This window comes from Leisingera sp. JC1 (assembly GCF_001679925.1).
Classification (GTDB): domain Bacteria; phylum Pseudomonadota; class Alphaproteobacteria; order Rhodobacterales; family Rhodobacteraceae; genus Leisingera.
On sequence record NZ_LYUZ01000002.1, the window covers coordinates 19,902 to 36,224 of the forward strand.

At 64.5% G+C, this 16,323-nt stretch carries 15 protein-coding genes; 7 read left to right on the forward strand and 8 right to left on the reverse strand.

Going from position 1 to position 16,323, the window contains the following annotated elements; all coding sequences use genetic code 11:
• Positions 1-7 precede the first annotated feature (7 nt).
• From A9D60_RS02130 to A9D60_RS02150, 5 genes are all read right to left on the reverse strand, one after another.
• Positions 8-1,057, reverse strand: coding sequence for a HesA/MoeB/ThiF family protein (locus A9D60_RS02130; protein WP_065266087.1), 1,050 nt, complete (start codon positions 1,055-1,057; stop codon positions 8-10).
• Complete coding sequence (gene dut / locus A9D60_RS02135; RefSeq protein ID WP_065266088.1) at positions 1,057-1,512, reverse strand: dUTP diphosphatase; 456 nt, start codon at positions 1,510-1,512, stop codon at positions 1,057-1,059. Before dut ends, A9D60_RS02130 begins: the two co-directional genes overlap by 1 nt.
• Before the next feature lie 39 nt (positions 1,513-1,551).
• On the reverse strand, positions 1,552-2,748 hold the full coding sequence (coaBC, locus tag A9D60_RS02140) for a bifunctional phosphopantothenoylcysteine decarboxylase/phosphopantothenate--cysteine ligase CoaBC (protein WP_065266089.1): 1,197 nt from the start codon (positions 2,746-2,748) through the stop codon (positions 1,552-1,554).
• A gap of 61 nt (positions 2,749-2,809) precedes the next feature.
• A complete protein-coding gene (locus tag A9D60_RS02145; protein WP_065266090.1) occupies positions 2,810-3,646 on the reverse strand; it encodes a ChaN family lipoprotein in 837 nt (278 codons plus the stop codon).
• Positions 3,643-4,521 (reverse strand): RNA polymerase factor sigma-32, encoded by an 879-nt coding sequence (locus A9D60_RS02150; protein ID WP_065266091.1) that lies wholly within the window; start codon positions 4,519-4,521, stop codon positions 3,643-3,645. The genes A9D60_RS02145 and A9D60_RS02150 overlap by 4 nt, the downstream gene beginning before the upstream one ends.
• A gap of 276 nt (positions 4,522-4,797) precedes the next feature.
• Between A9D60_RS02150 and cobU the strand changes: the two genes are divergently transcribed.
• From cobU to A9D60_RS02170, 4 genes are all read left to right on the forward strand, one after another.
• A complete protein-coding gene (gene cobU, locus A9D60_RS02155; protein ID WP_065266092.1) occupies positions 4,798-5,316 on the forward strand; it encodes a bifunctional adenosylcobinamide kinase/adenosylcobinamide-phosphate guanylyltransferase in 519 nt (172 codons plus the stop codon).
• Complete coding sequence (locus A9D60_RS02160) at positions 5,313-5,894, forward strand: histidine phosphatase family protein (RefSeq protein WP_065266093.1); 582 nt, start codon at positions 5,313-5,315, stop codon at positions 5,892-5,894. Before cobU ends, A9D60_RS02160 begins: the two co-directional genes overlap by 4 nt.
• Before the next feature lie 58 nt (positions 5,895-5,952).
• A complete protein-coding gene (locus tag A9D60_RS02165; protein WP_065266094.1) occupies positions 5,953-6,636 on the forward strand; it encodes a glutathione S-transferase in 684 nt (227 codons plus the stop codon).
• Between the two features lie 115 nt (positions 6,637-6,751).
• The gene (locus tag A9D60_RS02170) at positions 6,752-8,254 is read left to right on the forward strand and encodes a YifB family Mg chelatase-like AAA ATPase (RefSeq protein ID WP_065266095.1); all 1,503 of its coding nucleotides are present in this window, start codon (positions 6,752-6,754) and stop codon (positions 8,252-8,254) included.
• 19 nt (positions 8,255-8,273) lie between these two features.
• On the opposite strand, the gene gshB is transcribed toward A9D60_RS02170, so the two are convergent.
• The 3 genes from gshB to rsmI all read right to left on the reverse strand — a co-directional run bounded on the left by gshB (position 8,274) and on the right by rsmI (position 10,513).
• On the reverse strand, positions 8,274-9,206 hold the full coding sequence (gene gshB / locus A9D60_RS02175) for a glutathione synthase (RefSeq protein ID WP_065266096.1): 933 nt from the start codon (positions 9,204-9,206) through the stop codon (positions 8,274-8,276).
• A gap of 71 nt (positions 9,207-9,277) precedes the next feature.
• Positions 9,278-9,652, reverse strand: coding sequence for a YraN family protein (locus A9D60_RS02180; RefSeq protein WP_065266097.1), 375 nt, complete (start codon positions 9,650-9,652; stop codon positions 9,278-9,280).
• 3 nt (positions 9,653-9,655) lie between these two features.
• The gene (rsmI, locus tag A9D60_RS02185) at positions 9,656-10,513 is read right to left on the reverse strand and encodes a 16S rRNA (cytidine(1402)-2'-O)-methyltransferase (protein WP_065266098.1); all 858 of its coding nucleotides are present in this window, start codon (positions 10,511-10,513) and stop codon (positions 9,656-9,658) included.
• Between the two features lie 87 nt (positions 10,514-10,600).
• Here rsmI and A9D60_RS02190 point away from each other — a divergent pair, with 87 nt between their 5' ends.
• The 3 genes from A9D60_RS02190 to murJ are packed head-to-tail and all read left to right on the forward strand — an operon-like array spanning position 10,601 to position 16,111.
• Complete coding sequence (locus tag A9D60_RS02190; RefSeq protein ID WP_065266099.1) at positions 10,601-11,767, forward strand: penicillin-binding protein activator; 1,167 nt, start codon at positions 10,601-10,603, stop codon at positions 11,765-11,767.
• Positions 11,727-14,564, forward strand: coding sequence for a [protein-PII] uridylyltransferase (locus A9D60_RS02195; protein ID WP_083194069.1), 2,838 nt, complete (start codon positions 11,727-11,729; stop codon positions 14,562-14,564). The genes A9D60_RS02190 and A9D60_RS02195 overlap by 41 nt, the downstream gene beginning before the upstream one ends.
• Positions 14,561-16,111 (forward strand): murein biosynthesis integral membrane protein MurJ, encoded by a 1,551-nt coding sequence (gene murJ / locus A9D60_RS02200; RefSeq protein ID WP_065266100.1) that lies wholly within the window; start codon positions 14,561-14,563, stop codon positions 16,109-16,111. The genes A9D60_RS02195 and murJ overlap by 4 nt, the downstream gene beginning before the upstream one ends.
• Positions 16,112-16,323: the final 212 nt, after the last annotated feature.

The following is a 16,323-nucleotide window of genomic DNA, read 5'->3' on the forward strand; positions in this document are numbered from 1 at the left end:
GCGGCGTTCAGCTTTCCGCTTTGCCGCTGCAGGCCGGGCAGTCCGCCCGCCGGGACAGGCGGATTTTGCGGGTTTCGCCATACAGACCGTCATAGATCAGCATCTCGCCGCGCAGCACAGCCCCGGCGCCGGTGATCTGCTTGACCGCCTCCACCGCCATCATCGACCCGACCACGCCGGGCAGCGGGCCGACCACCCCGGCCTCGGAGCAGCTGGGCGCAAGACCGGCTGCTGGGGCCTCTGGGAAAATGCACTGGTAACAGGGGCCGTCCTGGGCCGGATGGAACACGCTCAGCTGCCCCTCCCACTGCGACAGCGCGCCGGAGATCAGCGGCTTGCCCAGCGCCACCGCGGTGCGGTTAGCCAGATAGCGGGTTTCGAAATTGTCAGTGCCGTCGAGGATCAGGTCATATTCCGCAAACAGCTCTGCCGCGACATCTTCTGTCAGACGGCGGTTGTACGGGCGCACCTCCGCATAGGGGTTCTGTGCCTGCATCGCGGCCTGGGCCGAAAACACCTTGGGCTTGCCGATGTCCTCGTCCCGGTGGATCACCTGGCGCTGCAGATTGGCGTTGTCGACCGCATCGTCGTCGATCACCCCGATAGTGCCGACGCCGGCCGCCGCGAGGTATTGCAGCGCAGGCGCCCCCAGCCCGCCCGCGCCGATCACCAGCACCTTGGCTTTCTTCAGCTTCTTCTGCCCCGGCCCGCCCAGTTCCCGCAGGACGATGTGGCGGGCATAGCGGTCAAGCTCGCTTTCGCTGAAGGTGCTGGCGGGCTGATTCATCTCTGCTTCCTGGGGCTGGGCMCGGGTTTTCAGGGCGGCAACGATACGCGCATAAAACCCGGCCACAAGGGCAAAGCCGCCGAGCATCAGCCAGGGTGCTGCCGAGCCGCCGGTGCTTTCGCGCAGCGGGTGCCCGTCCGGCAGCGTCAGTTGAATGGCTAGAACCGCAGCAAACAAGAGAACAAGCATCGCAACGCGGATACTGCGCGGCAGATGGGCAAAACGCCCGCCCCACCAGATCAGCGCGGCGAGGATGAAAATGCGCAGCATCAGCCGCGCCCGGTGGAGCCGAAGCCGCCGCCGCCGCGACTGGTCTCCGAAAGATCATCAGCGAGCTCGAACCGTGCCTGCAGAACAGGCGCCACCACCATTTGGGCGATGCGTTCTCCGTGGAGAACCTCAAAGGGCTCCTGCCCGGCATTCATCAGGATCACCCCCAGCGGGCCGCGGTAATCGCTGTCGATGGTGCCCGGCGTATTGGGCAAGGTGATGCCATGCTTCAGCGCCAGCCCGGAGCGGGGGCGGATCTGCACCTCATAGCCTGCCGGGATCTCGATCCGCAGACCGGTCGGCACCAGTTTGCGCGCCCCCGGCTGCAGCACCAGGCAGCTACGGTCCGGCAGGTTGGCGCGCACGTCGGCACCGGCGGCACCGGCAGTTTCATACGACGGCAGCGGCACATCCCAGTCTGCCCCCTCATCGTGGATCACACGGATAGTCACCATCAAAGCGCCCCTGCTTCTTCTTTGCTCAAATACTCAAATTCACCCGGCCAGCGCCGCCGCGATCCGTTCTGCCAGCTTGCGAGCGACTTCGTCCTTGCCCGTGCGCGGCCATTCCTCGGCGCCTTCGTCAGAGATCAGGATCACCGCGTTTTCGCTGCCGCCCATGATGCCGGTAGCGGGGGAAACATCATTGGCTACGATCCAGTCGCAGCCCTTGCGCTTGCGTTTGGCGGTGGCGTTCTCGATCACGTCGTTGGTTTCCGCCGCAAAGCCAACCACCAGACCCGGCCGGCCCTTCTTCATCTGCGAGACGGTTTTCAGGATGTCGGGGTTTTCCGCGAATTCCAGCACCGGCAAACCATCCTTGGATTTCTTCAGCTTGCGGTCCGAGGCGCTGGCAACCCGCCAGTCCGCCACCGCGGCGGCAAAGACACCAGCGTCGGCGGGCAGTGCCTGCTGCACAGCGGCTTCCATCTCGCGGGCGCTTTCTACCGGCACCACCTGCACGCCCTCAGGCGGACGCACCTCTGCGGGGCCCGTGACAAACACGACCTCAGCCCCCAAATCTCGCAGAGCACGGGCCACCGCTGCCCCTTGCGCCCCGGAGGAGCGGTTGGCGATATAGCGCACCGGGTCAATCGGCTCATGCGTGGGGCCGGAGGTGACCAGGATGCGCTTTCCCTTCAGGGGCCCGTCCGCGAGCTTGGCGGAGATGGCAGCCAAAATCTCGTCGGGCTCCGCCATCCGGCCGGGACCGAATTCGCCGCAAGCCATGCTGCCCTCGTTAGGACCAACGAAAGAGGCACCGTCTGCCTTCAGGGCTTCAAGATTGCGCTGCGTTGCCGGGTGCTCCCACATGCGGACGTTCATCGCAGGCGCCAGCAGCACAGGCGTGTCGGTTGCCAGCAGCAGCGTCGAGGCGAGGTCATTGGCAAAGCCTTGCGCCATCTTCGCCATCAAATCGGCGGTGGCCGGCGCCACCACAAGAAGGTCTGCACTGCGCGACAGCTGGATATGGCCCATCTCGGCCTCTGCCGTCAGGTCGAACAGCTCCTGATGCACTGCCGTCCCGGCCAGGGCAGAAACTGACAGCGGCGTTACGAACTCGGCGCCGGCCCTGGTCAGCACCGGTGTCACCCGGGCGCCTTGGTCCTGCAGGCGGCGGATCAGCTCCAGCGACTTATAGGCCGCAATGCCGCCGCCGATGATCAATAGAATATGTTTGCCAGCCAGCATCTGCGCATCCTCGCCCCGGTTTCCCGCGACCTTACTGCGGCGCGGCAAAAGTGTGAAGCAGTCAGCCGTCCTTGCGGAAGGCCAGGCAGGGATCAGGCCGCTCGACCGATGGCGCATCCAGCACCAGATCAAATTGCCCGCTGATCTTCCCGTCCTCCGACTGTCCCAAGCTTCGGATTGCTACCTCAGGCCGGGCTTTTGCCAGATAGACCGCCAGCCCCCGGTCCGTGCTTGCGTGGCCGTTGCCGGTGATGACAGCAACCGGGCCGCCGGTTTCCGCCAAGGCCTTGTCCGCAGCCGCCGCCAGCGCAGCATCGCGCAGACGCTGGAAGTTCACGAGAACCGGCAGCATTTCCTCTGGCATGGCGTTGCAGTGATTGGCCTGCTGGTCCGCCTCCCTTGCCGCCTGCTCCTCTTCCGGCAACGGCTGATCCAGACCGAAACGCGCGGACATCCCGGCTCCGAAGTAGGCAACTGCACCTTCACTCATGATTTTGGACGCATCACTTCGCGGCACCAGTGCGCCATACTGGCGGGCGCCCYTGGCCGCCGCGAAAACCGGGGCATACAGGCCGAAATCCGGCCAGCCGCTTGCCGCCCAGTTCAGCGCTTCGGCCGTCTGCTCTGCATCACCAAGAACACCGGCTTCCAGCCCCTCCGCTTGCTCTGCCGTGATCATCTCCCAGACCACGGCCCTGGGCTTCAGCACCAGAAGGAGCTGTGCCTGCCGCTGGTGGTGCACAGGGTTGTCATGAACCTCGCCCAGGATCACCACATCCGCCCCCCGCAGCGCTTCAACGACGCCGGAAAGCTCTTCCGCACGGGCACCGGACACGCAAAGCGCCGCCAGGGCGGCGGCGCTTGCAATCATTTTCAGGCCATTCAATCGCTTTCTCATGAAAGCAGTTTGTGCACCTCGCGAGATTGGCCTTCAAGGCATTTGCGCATCTTCTGGAAGGCACCTGCCTCCAGCTGGCGCACCCGCTCCTTGGACAGGCCAAGTTCCAGGCCCAGACTTTCCAGCGTGCGCGGGCGTTCGCGCAGCTTGCGCTCGGTGATGATGAACCGCTCGCGGTCGTTCAGCGCCTGCAGCGCACCCACCAGCCATTTGCGCAGCTGGCGGCGGTCATGGCGCTCCTGCACCAGTTCCTCGGCCTGCGACGCTTCATCCTCCAGCGCATCAATCCATTCGCGGCCCTCTTCATCGGCGGACTGGATGGCATTGAGCGAGAAGTCGGCACCGGACAGGCGCCCCTCCATCATTTCAACGTCGCGCAACGGCACACCGATTTCTGTGGCGATCTTCTGGTGCAGCTGGTGCCGGTCCAGCTTCACACCCGACGCCCGCGCTTCACGCTCGAACTGCGCCTGCACCCGGCGCATGTTGAAGAACAGCGATTTTTGCGACGAGGTGGAGCCGGTGCGGACCATCGACCAGTTGCGCATCACATAATCCTGGATCGACGCCTTGATCCACCAGACCGCATAGGTCGAGAACCGCACCCCCCGGTCCGGGTCGAATTTGTCTGCCGCCTTCATGAGCCCCAGGCCTGCCTCCTGGATCAGGTCGTTCATCGGCGCCCCATACCGCTTGAACTTGGCCGCCATGGAAATGGCCAGACGCATATAAGCGTTGATAAGCCGGTGCAGCGACTGCACGTCGCGGTCATCCCGCCAGGCATAGGCCAGGCGCCGCTCAGTCTCTGCATCCAGAAGTTCCGCCTTCATTGCCTGTCTCGGCAATGGGTTTTCGGCTGTTTGATCAAGTGCCATTGTGATTTCCCCCCGGAAACTAATTAACAAACTGCCGCCTGCAGGCGTGCTTACAACAATTGGAGGCCCGGCATTCATAGGCCGGCAGCAACAGCGCAGCGGATAAGACTCACGGCTCATCCAAAGGCCAAAATGGAAAAGTTAAATTGTATCTTGGCCCCTGCGCAGCCTATCCCGGCCTTAATAAGTGGAACCCCGGGACGCTGCGGTCTCTTGTCTTCACCGGGCCCTGCAGTTACCCACAGGAACGGCTTCGGACTCACAGGTTAGCAAAAAATGCCGTTAAATGTAACTTTTATTCTGGGGGGCGCCGCCTCGGGGAAGTCGGCATTCGCCGAGCAGCTATGCTCAACTACCGGAAAAGACAAAGTTTACTGGGCAACCGCACAAATTTTCGACGCCGAAATGCGCGAAAAAGTGTCCCGGCACCTCGAACAAAGAGGGGGCGGCTGGCTGACTTTTGAAGAACCGGAAACGGCCGCGCAGGTTCTTGACCCTCTCAACTCCGGTCAAATCTGCCTGATGGATTGCGCAACGATGTGGCTGACAAACCATTTGCTGGCGGAGCACGACCTGAACGCCGCCACCGAAGAATTGCTATCTGCCGTGGAACGCTGCCAGGCTGATCTGGTGATTGTCTCCAATGAAACCGGGCTGGGCATTGTGCCGGAAAACACGCTGGCCCGCCGTTTCCGCGAGGCCCAAGGACGACTGAATATCGCGCTGGCCGCACGCGCGGACACCGTGGTTCAGGTCACGGCCGGGCTGCCACTGGTTCTGAAGGGCACGCTGTGATCACCCGGCTGTTCCTGGTGCGGCATGGGCCAACCCATGCGAAATGCATGGTGGGCTGGTCCGATCTGCCTGCGGATTTGTCGGACACAGCAGCCCTTTCCCGCTTGTCGGATTACCTGCCCGCCAAGGCGCTGGTGGTGTCCTCGGACCTGTCCCGGGCGGTGGAAACCGCCAGTGCAATCCAAGGCAGCCGGGAACGCCTGCCCCACGCTGAGGCGTTGCGCGAAATCCATTTCGGCGCCTGGGAACTGCGCAGCTGGGCCGAAGTGGATGCAGAGGACCCTGAGCGCATCCGGGCCTATTGGGAAACACCAGGCGACGTGACACCGCCGGGCGGTGAAAGCTGGCACCAGGTTTGCAGCCGTGTAAACACAGCGATCGACGGGCTTATCGGCGCGCACCGGGGCCGTGACCTGATCGTGGTCGGCCACTTCGGCCAGATCCTGACTCAGATCCAGCGGGCTGAGATGCTGACAGCGGAAGAGGCCTTTGCCCACCGGATCGACAACCTGTCAGTCAGCGAAATCTCCCTTGGGCCGGATGGCTGGAAGGCCGGAAAGATCAATCACACTCCGTGACGTGTTCCATCACAAACATTCCATTTTGAAATGCGCGGCCCCGCGCTAGCCTCCTGCCATGGCTTATGAAATCTATATTGGCGACCGCATGTATTCCAGCTGGTCATTGCGCGGCTGGCTCATGCTCGAAAAATTCTCCCTGCCCCATACGGTGCATATGGTGGGGCTTTATTCCGGAACCATGGCGCAGGAAATGGCGCATCTGACCCCGGCACGGCTGGTGCCCGCGCTGCGCACTCCGGAGGGGCTGGTGGTGGGCGAAAGCCTGGCCATTGCCGAAACCCTGGCCGAACGACACCCGGATGCCGGCCTCTGGCCCGCGGATCCGGCGCAGCGCGCAACGGCGCGCTGGCTGGCAGCGGAAATGGTTGGCGGCTTCTCGGCCTTGCGCGGTGAATGCCCGATGCAGCTGGCGCATATCTACGAAGGCTTCGAGGTGTCGCGCGAAGTAAAGGCCGACCTGGACCGGATTGAGGCGCTGTTTGCCCACGCCCGAAAGATTTCCGGCCTTGGCAGCGGTTACCTGTTCGGGGAATATTCTCTGGCAGATGTGTTCTACACGCCGGTTGCGGCCCGGATCGTGGGATATGGCCTGCCCGTGTCCGCAGAAACCCGCGCCTATTGCAAGCTCCTGCTGTCCGACCCGGCGGTCCTGCACTGGCAAACCCTGGCGCAGGAGGTCAGCTATGACCCGGAACCCTATGCAATGGACCTGCCGAAGCGGCCCTGGTCGCTGGACTGAACCGGCAGCCTGCGCGAAATCTGCGTGAATTCGCGGGGTGCACCCGGTCACGTTAACCAATCAGAAACCACGATTGCCAAGCATCTCTCCCTGACCTTTCAGAAGGCGGGGAGAGATGACAGCACGGTCCTACACAGTTGCTTTTCAAGGCGTCGAAGCCCGCCAGGTCGAAGTGCAATGCGCCGTTGCCCCCGGATTGCCCGCCTTCTCGGTGGTCGGCCTGCCGGACAAGGCGGTGCAGGAAGCCCGTGAAAGGGTACGGGCCGCCTTTGCGGCAATGTCCATCGCCCTGCCCTCACGCCGGATCACCATAAACCTGTCGCCCGCCGACCTGCCCAAGGAGGGCAGCCATTTCGACCTGCCGATTGCGCTGGCTCTGCTGGCGGCCATCGGCATCGTTCCGGCGGAAAAAGCTGAGGAAACCATTGCCCTTGGAGAACTGTCGCTCGACGGTCAGCTGATGCCGGTGGCCGGGGCCCTGCCCGCTGCGGTCACGGCAGCTGAGGAAGGCAGGATGCTACTTTGCCCGAAGCCCTCAGGGCCGGAGGCCGCCTGGGTCGACGCGGCGCAGGTGATCGGCGCAGCCACCCTGACAGAGGTGGTGCAGCATTTCACCGGCCAGCGTCGCATCGAACCTGCCACGCCGGGTGAGGCCATTACCGGTCTGGGCGGCAAGGACCTGCGCGATGTGAAAGGACAGGAGATCGCAAAACGGGCGCTGGAAATCGCCGCCGCCGGGCGCCATCACATGCTGATGGTCGGCCCGCCAGGGTCGGGCAAGTCGATGCTGGCGGCGCGGTTGCCCTCGATCCTGCCGCCGCTCACGCCGGCGGAGGCGCTGGAAACCTCGATGATCCATTCCCTCTGCGGGCTGATCGACGAGGGCGGCATCAGCCGCGCCCGCCCTTTCCGCGAGCCGCACCACACGGCCTCCATGGCCGCAATTGCGGGCGGCGGGCGTCGGGCGCAGCCGGGCGAAATCAGCCTGGCCCACAACGGCGTGCTGTTTCTGGACGAGCTGCCGGAGTTCGGCCGCCCGGTGCTGGAAACCCTGCGCCAGCCTCTGGAAACCGGAGAGGTGATGGTGGCGCGCGCCAATGCCCATGTGAAATACCCCAGCCGCTTCATGCTGGTGGCAGCCGCCAACCCCTGCAAATGCGGCTATCTGGCCGATGCCAACCGCGCCTGCTCTCAAGCCCCAATTTGCGGGGCGAACTATCTGGGCCGGATTTCAGGCCCTCTGCTGGACCGCTTCGACCTGCATCTGGACGTGCCGCCAGTGGATGTGGCCGACCTGGAGCTGCCGCCCAGCGCCGAGGGTTCTGCCGAGGTTGCGCAGCGCGTGGCGATTGCCCGGGAGATGCAGACCGCCCGTTTCCAGGGCCATCCCGGCCTGCGCCAGAACGCCGATGCCGAGGGCGCGCTGCTGGAGGAAATTGCCGCCCCTGACGCCGAAAGCCGCGACCTGCTGGTTCGCGCGGCGGAACGTTTCGGCCTCAGTGCGCGCGGCTACCACCGGGTGCTGCGGGTCGCGCGCACCATTGCGGATCTGGCCTGCGAGGAACAGGTGCAGCGCAAGCATTTCGCCGAGGCGCTGAGCTTCCGGCTGCCGGGTTGACCCGGAGCCGGAGCACACGTCAGACCTTCGCTTCGATCGCCTGCCAGACCTTCTCTGCGATATTCACACCGTCAAAACGCTCCAGCTCTTGAATACCGGTGGGCGAGGTCACGTTGATCTCGGTCAGGTAGTCGCCAATCACGTCGATACCGACAAAAATCTGGCCCTTCTCGCGCAGCAGCGGGCCGATCGCCGCGCAGATCTCCAGGTCACGCTCGCTCAACCCGATCTTCTCGGGACGGCCGCCCACATGCATGTTCGACCGGGTCTCGCCCGCCGCGGGCACACGGTTGATCGCCCCCACCGGCTCGCCGTCAACCAGGATCACCCGCTTGTCGCCGTTGCTGACGTCCGGCAGGAATTTCTGCACGATCAGCGGCTCGCGGCTGAAGCCGGTGAACAGCTCATGCAGCGAGGTGAGGTTGCGGTCATTGGCATCCAGCCGGAACACTCCCGCGCCGCCATTGCCGTAAAGCGGCTTCAGGATCACGTCGCCATGCTTTTCCTTGAACGCCTTGATGGTCTGCAGGTCGCGGGCGATTGTCGTGGGCGGGGTCAGCTCCGGGAAGTTCAGCACCAGCAGCTTTTCCGGGTAGTTGCGCACCCAGAACGGATCGTTCACCACCAGCGCTTTGCCCTTCAGCATGTCCAGCAGGTGGGTCGAGGTGATGTAGTGCATGTCAAACGGCGGGTCCTGGCGCAGCCAGACCACGTCGAATTCCGCCAGATCAACCTCGCGTTCAGGCCCCAGCACCGCCGGGGCGCCTTCCACCCGCTGCACGGCCATATCATGTCCGCGGGCAGTGATGCGGCCTTCCTGATAGGCCAGCTGGTCGGGGCCGTAATAAAACAGCTCATGGCCGCGCGCCTGGGCTTCCTCGGCCAGGCGGAAGCTGCTGTCGGCGTTGATGTTCACGCCCATGACCGGGTCCATCTGGAAGGCGATTTTCATGGCAGTATCCCTCGTAAGCTGCCCGAATACATGGCCCACAGAACGCCGGGGTTCAATGGGGCAGCTGCGGATCAGTCAAAGCCGATGGCGTTTTCGATAATCTCCACCGCGCCAGTGCCATCGACCAGCGCCGCGTCGAACCGGACCGGCGTCAACTGGCCCTTGGGTTCATTTTCGAGATACTGCCCGGCGCTGGCATAGATCCGCTCCGCCTGCCGCGGTGTGATGCGCAGCGCCGCGTTGGCGCTGGTGGCACTGTGCTTCACCTCCACAAACACCAGTTCTTCGGGGCCGCGCAGGATCAGGTCGATCTCGCCGCCCGGCCCCCGCCATCGGCGCTCGGCCACGGTGTAGCCGCGGTTTTCATAGTGGCGCGCGACGATTTCTTCCGCCGCTTCACCGGCCAGATGCGCGCGGGCACCGCGGTGCTGGCGGGTGCGGCTCATAGTTCACGCGCCCTTCGCCAGTTGCAGCGCCAGCTGATAAACCTTGCGCCGGGGCAGCCCGTGCATCTCCGCGACGATCCCGGCGGCGTCCTTGACCGAATTGCCCTGCAAGGCCGCCTGCAGGTCGCTTTCCAGGTCGCCCTCGCTGATCTCAGCCTCCTGCGCGCGGTCAACCAGCAGCACGATCTCGCCCTTGACCGGGGTCTCCTCCAGCCCGGCAGCCAGTTCCATCAGCGGTGCGCGGCGCACCTCTTCGAATTTCTTGGTCAGTTCGCGGCACAGCGCGGCAGGTCGGTCGCCCAGCACCGCCGCCATATCGGAAACCGAAGCCGCCACCCGTTTCGGGGATTCATAGAAAATCAGCGTGCCGGGGATTTCCCGCAACTCCTCCAGCCGCTTGCGCCGGGCGCCGGAGGCATTGGGAAGGAAACCGGCAAAAAAGAACGCATCCGTCGGCAGCCCCGCCAGCGTCAGCGCGGTAGCCGCAGCAGAGGCGCCGGGAGCGCAAGTGACGGAATGGCCTGCCTCCGCTGCAGCACGGCTGAGGTCAAATCCGGGATCAGCAATCAGCGGCATCCCGGCCTCAGACGCATAGGCAACCGATTTACCCTCTGCTATCGCCTCCAGCAGTTTCGCCCGCGCACCGGTGCCGCTGTGGTCGTGGTAGGCGATGATCCGCCGTCCGCCCAGCGGCACGCCGTGAATCTCCATCAGCTTGCGCAGCGAGCGTGTATCCTCAGCCGCGAGCACATCGGCCGAGGCCAGCACATCCAGCGCCCGCAGGGTAATGTCGCGGGCGGTGCCGATCGGCGTGGCAACAAAGTAAAGCCCGGGGGACAATATGACATTCTGGTGATTCAACGCTGGACCCGCCTTTTTGGTCGTTTATGATCCGCCCTAAAACCCACACGGCGCTGACGCGCCGGGAGAACGGAGTTTCAAGCCATTATGTTTGCTGTTTTCAAACGCGCCCGCAAGGCGGCTCTGACAGCCGCCGCGGCCATTTCCGCCATCGCCCTGACCGCCTGTGACCCGATTGCCGTCGGCACCGGGCCGACCATCAACACCTCCAAGCCGGTTCCGGTGGCGCTGCTGGTGCCGCGCGGCTCTGCCCAGCAGGGTGACGCCGTGCTGGCAAAGAGCTTGGAAAACGCAGCCCGCATGGCCATCGCCGATCTGGACGGGGTGCAGATCGACCTGCGGGTCTATGACACCGCAGGCAGTCCCGAAGTGGCCTCTGGCGCCGCGCAGCAGGCGCTGAAGGACGGGGCCCGCGTGATCCTCGGCCCGGTTTACGCCGAGGCGGCCAACGCCGCCGGTATCGCGGCGCGTCAGCGCGGCGTGAACGTGCTGGCGTTTTCGAACAACCCGGCAATTGCAGGCGGCAATGTCTTTATCCTTGGGCCGACCTTTGACAATACAGCCCGCCGGCTGACCAGCTTTGCCGCCCGCAACGGGAAGCGCAACATTCTGGTTGTTGGCGGCAATGACGCTGCAGGCAGCGCCGGGCGCAGCGCAATCCAGCGCGCTGCAGGCCAGAGCGGCGTGAGCATCGCCGGCAGCGTCGGTTACGAGCTGTCGCAACAGGGTGTGATCAATGCCATTCCCAGCATCCGTTCCCAGGCGGCCGGTGCGGATGCGGTTTTCCTGACCTCGACCACCGCAGGCGCGCTGCCGCTGCTGGCCCAGCTGCTGCCGGAAGCCGGTGTTGACCCGGCAGAAAAGCAGTACATTGGCCTGACCCGCTGGGACATCCCGCCCCAGACCCTGGCCCTGCCCGGCGTTCAGGGCGGCTGGTTTGCGCTGCCGGACCAAAGCAAGGTCCAGCAGTTCAGCGCCCGCTACCAGGCCAGCTACGGCGCCGCGCCGCATTCCATCGGCAGCCTGGCTTATGACGGCATTGCCGCCATCGGCGCGCTGGTTGCGGCCGGAAAATCCGACGCGCTGACCGCGGGCGCCCTGACCCAGGGCGCAGGCTTCCAGGGGGCTGGCGGCATTTTCCGCCTGCGGCCCGATGGCACCAATGAGCGCGGGCTGGCCGTTGCCACCATCCAGGAACAGAAGGTCGTGATCATTGACCCAGCCCCAAGCAGCTTCGGCGGCGCAGGCTTCTGAGCCCGCCGCCCTGGCACAGCCCTCAGTTACCGGCCATCCTGAACCGCTGGGCCCGCTGATCTGCGGCCCGGCGGAGATTTTTGACGCGGGCGGCATCCGCTCGCAGATCAAAGCGCTGGCAGAAGACACTTCCCCTGCGGCCCTGCGCGCGGAAACCGTGAAGATCCTCAAGGCTGCGAACAAGACCGGCCGCGCAGCCATTGCCGAAGCTTTCGCGGACAAACCCTTTGCGGCGCGGGACCTGACCCGCTCCTACACGTTTCTCACCGACGGGCTTGTGACCACAGCCCTGTACGTCGCAAGCGAGCTGCTGCACCCGCTGGCAACCCCGACCCGCGGCGAACGGATCGCTGTCATGGCCGTTGGCGGCTACGGGCGCGGCGAAATGGCACCGGCCTCGGACGTCGATCTGCTGTTCCTGACCCCCTACAAGATCACCGCCTGGGCTGAGAGCGTGATCGAATCCATGCTTTACATCCTATGGGACCTGCGGCTGAAGATCGGCCATTCCAGCCGCACCATCAAGGATTGCATCCGGCTTGGCGGCGAGGATTACACCATCCGCACCGCAATGCTGGAGCACCGGTTTCTGGCCGGCCACGCCCCCTTGGCCCAAGAGCTGGACAAGCGCTTGAAAAAGGAGCTGTTCTCCCAGGACGCGCCGGAGTTCGTCGAGGCCAAGCTGGCAGAACGCGATGCCCGCCACCTGAAACAGGGCCAGCGCTATATGGTTGAGCCCAACGTGAAGGAGGGCAAGGGCGGCCTGCGCGACCTGCAGTCGCTGTTCTGGATCGCCAAGTACCTCTACCAGGTAAAGGACGCCAGAGAACTGGTGCCGCTCGGCCTGTTCCGCGCTGAAGAGATGGAGTTGTTTACCAAGGCCGCCAATTTCCTGTGGGCAGTTCGCTCACACCTCCATCTGGCAACCGGGCGCGCCACCGAACAGTTGACCTTTGACCTGCAGGTCGAGGTAGCCAGCCGCATGGGATACGAGGACAAGGCAGGCCGCCGCGGCGTGGAAGTCTTCATGCAGGAGTATTTCCGCCACGCCACCCGCGTCGGCGACCTGACCCGCATCTTCCTGACCAAGCTGGAGGCCAGCCAGCAGAAGAACGCGCCGCTGCTGGAGCGGATCTTCCGCCGCCGCCCGCGGATCAAGCCGGGCTACAAGGTGGTGCACAACCGGCTGGACGTGATCGATCCCAAGGCGTTCCTGCAAGACAGGCTGAACCTCCTGCGGCTGTTCGAGGAAGCCCTGCGCACCGGCATGCTGATCCACCCGGACGCAATGCGGCTGGTGACCGCCAACCTGCATCTGATCGACGAGGACATGCGCAACGACAAGGAGGCGCGGAAGCTCTTCCTCGACCTGCTGCTGAAACACGGCAACTCCGAGCGCGCGCTGCGGCGGATGAACGAACTGGGGGTGCTGTCGGCCTTCCTGCCGGAATTCGAACCCATCGTGGCGATGATGCAGTTCAACATGTACCACTCCTACACGGTGGATGAGCACACCATTCAGGTGATCGCCAACTTTGCCGCTATCGAGCGCGGCGAGCTGGAAGATGAGCTGCCGCTGTCCTCGGAAATCCTGCGCAAAGGTCTTAACCGCAAGGTGCTGATGGTGGCGATGCTGCTGCACGACATCGGCAAGGGCCGCGAGCAGGACCATTCGATCCTGGGCGCTCAGATCGCCCGCAAGGTGGCGCCGCGGCTGGGGCTGAAGCCCTCGGAATGCGAAACCGTGGAATGGCTGGTGCGCTATCACCTCCTGATGTCCGACATGGCACAGAAGCGCGACATTGCCGACCCGCGCACGGTGCGCGATTTCGCCAAAGCGGTGCAGACAGTGAAACGGCTCGACCTGCTGCTCCTGCTGACCGTATGCGATATCCGCGGCGTCGGCCCGGACACCTGGAACAACTGGAAAGCCGCGCTGCTGCGTGCGCTCTACGGCCAGACCCGCGCCGCGCTTGAGGGCGGCATGGAGGCCTTGAACCGCGAACACCGCGGTGTATCCGCCAAGAAAGCCCTGCGCGAGGCATTGCCGGACTGGTCCAAGGCCGACCTCAAGACAGAGACCGCCCGCCACTATCCGCCCTACTGGCACGGCCTGCATGTAACCGCACATGTGGATTTCGCCGAAATGCTGCGCGACTTCACCGCCAAGGGGAATGCGGGCGAAGTAATGATCCGGCTCTACCCGGATGAGGACCGCGACGCCACCCGCGCCTGTTTCGTGATGGAGGACCACCCCGGCATCTTTGCCCGCATCGCCGGCGCCCTGGCGCTGGTCGGGGCCAATGTGGTTGATGCGCGCTCCTACACCACCAAGGACGGCTATGTGACCGATGCCTTCTGGATTCAGGACAGCGAAGGCCACCCCTTTGATCCGATCCGCCTGCACCGGCTGAAGCAGATGATCGAAAAGACCCTGAAGGGCGAGGTGATCACCCGCGACGCGCTGAAATCCCGCGACAAGATCAAGAAACGCGAGAAAGCCTTCAAGGTGCCGACCCATATCACCTTCGACAACGAAGGATCGGAAATCTACACCATCATCGAGGTCGACACCCGCGACCGGCCCGGGCTTCTCTATGATCTGGCCAGAACCTTGGCCTCTGCCAACGTCTACATTGCCAATGCGGTGATCGCGACCTATGGCGAGCAGGTTGTGGATGCCTTCTATGTCAAGGACATGTTTGGCTTGAAATACTACGCGGAATCCAAGCAGCGGACGCTGGAAAAGAAACTGCGCGCGGCAATTGCCGAGGGCGCAAAACGGGCGGATACATGAAACCGATCAAATTGCTGTCAGGCTTCCTGACAGTTGGCTTCTGGACCCTGGCCAGCCGCCTGCTGGGCTTTGCCCGCGAAATCCTGATTGCCGCCTTCATCGGTCCGGGGCCTGTGCTGGACGCCTTCATCGTGGCCTTCCGCCTGCCCAACCTGTTCCGCCGCTTCTTTGCTGAAGGTGCCTTCAACGCAGCCTTTGTTCCGGCGTTTTCCAAACGCTACGAGGCGGGAGAAGACCCTGCGGGGTTTGCCCAGCAGGCCTTTAATCTGCTGGCGGCTGCGGTACTGGGCCTTGTCGGCCTGGGCATGGTGTTCATGCCAGGATTGGTCTGGCTGACAGCCGGCGGCTTTGTTGGTGACGCACGGTTCGATATGGCCGTGGGATACGGCTACATCGTCTTTCCCTACATCCTGTTCATGTCGCTGGCGGCGCTGTTTTCCGGCGTTCTGAACGCCACCGGGCGGTTTGCAGCGGCCGCTGCTGCGCCGGTGCTGCTCAACATTTTCACCTGCGCCGCAATGACAGCCGGCGCTGTCCTGGGCGGTGACGTTGTCGTCTGGCTGGTCTGGACCATCCCGGTTGCAGGTGTGGCGCAGCTGGCCCTGGTCTGGGCCGCGGCTGAACGGGCGGGCATCTCCCTGCGGCCCGGCCTGCCGCGCTGGAATACCGAGATGAGCGATCTGATGCGGGTGGCGCTGCCAGCGGCGCTTGCCATGGGGGTCACCCAGATCAACCTTGTCGTCGGCCAGTATGTGGCCTCGGACATCGAAAAGGCCGCCAGCTGGCTGTTCATCGCCGACCGCCTGTACCAGCTGCCCTTGGGGGTCGTGGGCATCGCGGTCGGTATCGTTCTGCTGCCCGCCCTGTCGCGCCGCCTGCGCGCCGGCGACAGCGCCGGATCCCAAGACGCCCTGTCCCGCGCCGGAGAGTTCTCGCTGCTTCTGGCCGTCCCCTCCGCCGTGGCCTTCATCACCGTGCCCGTGCCGCTGGTCTCCGTGCTTTACGAGCGCGGCGCCACCGGCCCCGAAGACGTTGCCGCAATTGCCGTTGCCGTCGCCGTCTACGGCGCGGGCCTGCCGGCCTTCATGCTGCAAAAGGTGCTGCAGCCGCTGTACTTCGCGCGCGAGGACACCAAGACCCCGTTCCGCTACGCGCTGGTGGCCATGCTGGTGAATGCAGGACTGGCCTTTGGGTTGAAACCGGTACTGGGATGGATTGCCCCCGCCATTGCCGCCTCTGCCGCCGGCTGGGCGATGGTGGCGCTGCTGGGGCTCGGAGCCCGCAGCATGGGTGAGGAAGCCCGGTTCGACGCCCGCTTCCGCCGCCGGGCTTGGCGCATCCTCGCAGCCTCCGCGGTGATGGGAGCGGTGCTCTATGCTGCGGCTGCCTCCGCAGGCTGGCTGTTCACCCTTCCCTACTGGCGCTATCTGTCGCTGCTGGGCCTAGTGGTGCTGGGCGGCGCAGTCTACTTCACTGCAGGCCAGGCGTTTGGTGCCTTCCGCCTGTCGGAATTCCGCAGCGCCCTCAGCCGCCGGAAGCAGGCATGATACCGCTTGCCAATCCCGTGTCAGTGGCCGCTCAAGCGGCCGCGCCGCAGGCGCGGTTACCCCTTGAGGCGGGGCGGGCCTGACCGGCAAGACACTGGATTAGGTGCCTTCAGGACAAACCTGCCGGTGAAACGCTTCTCAGCAGCTCTTCCCGCCGCGCGTCTGCGCGGCCTGGCCCAACGGCTGGCGATGCCCCGCCAGGGGTGTCACCA

What these genes read in the sequence shown, in the direction of transcription:
- dut (WP_065266088.1), bottom strand. Translation starts at nt 1,512, where the DNA reads ATGGTGACTATCCGTGTGATCCACGATGAGGGGGCAGACTGGGATGTG.
- coaBC (WP_065266089.1), bottom strand. Translation starts at nt 2,748, where the DNA reads ATGCTGGCTGGCAAACATATTCTATTGATCATCGGCGGCGGCATTGCG.
- A9D60_RS02150 (WP_065266091.1), bottom strand. Translation starts at nt 4,521, where the DNA reads ATGGCACTTGATCAAACAGCCGAAAACCCATTGCCGAGACAGGCAATG.
- cobU (WP_065266092.1), top strand. Translation starts at nt 4,798, where the DNA reads ATGCCGTTAAATGTAACTTTTATTCTGGGGGGCGCCGCCTCGGGGAAG.
- A9D60_RS02165 (WP_065266094.1), top strand. Translation starts at nt 5,953, where the DNA reads ATGGCTTATGAAATCTATATTGGCGACCGCATGTATTCCAGCTGGTCA.
- A9D60_RS02170 (WP_065266095.1), top strand. Translation starts at nt 6,752, where the DNA reads ATGACAGCACGGTCCTACACAGTTGCTTTTCAAGGCGTCGAAGCCCGC.
- gshB (WP_065266096.1), bottom strand. Translation starts at nt 9,206, where the DNA reads ATGAAAATCGCCTTCCAGATGGACCCGGTCATGGGCGTGAACATCAAC.
- A9D60_RS02180 (WP_065266097.1), bottom strand. Translation starts at nt 9,652, where the DNA reads ATGAGCCGCACCCGCCAGCACCGCGGTGCCCGCGCGCATCTGGCCGGT.
- A9D60_RS02190 (WP_065266099.1), top strand. Translation starts at nt 10,601, where the DNA reads ATGTTTGCTGTTTTCAAACGCGCCCGCAAGGCGGCTCTGACAGCCGCC.
- murJ (WP_065266100.1), top strand. Translation starts at nt 14,561, where the DNA reads ATGAAACCGATCAAATTGCTGTCAGGCTTCCTGACAGTTGGCTTCTGG.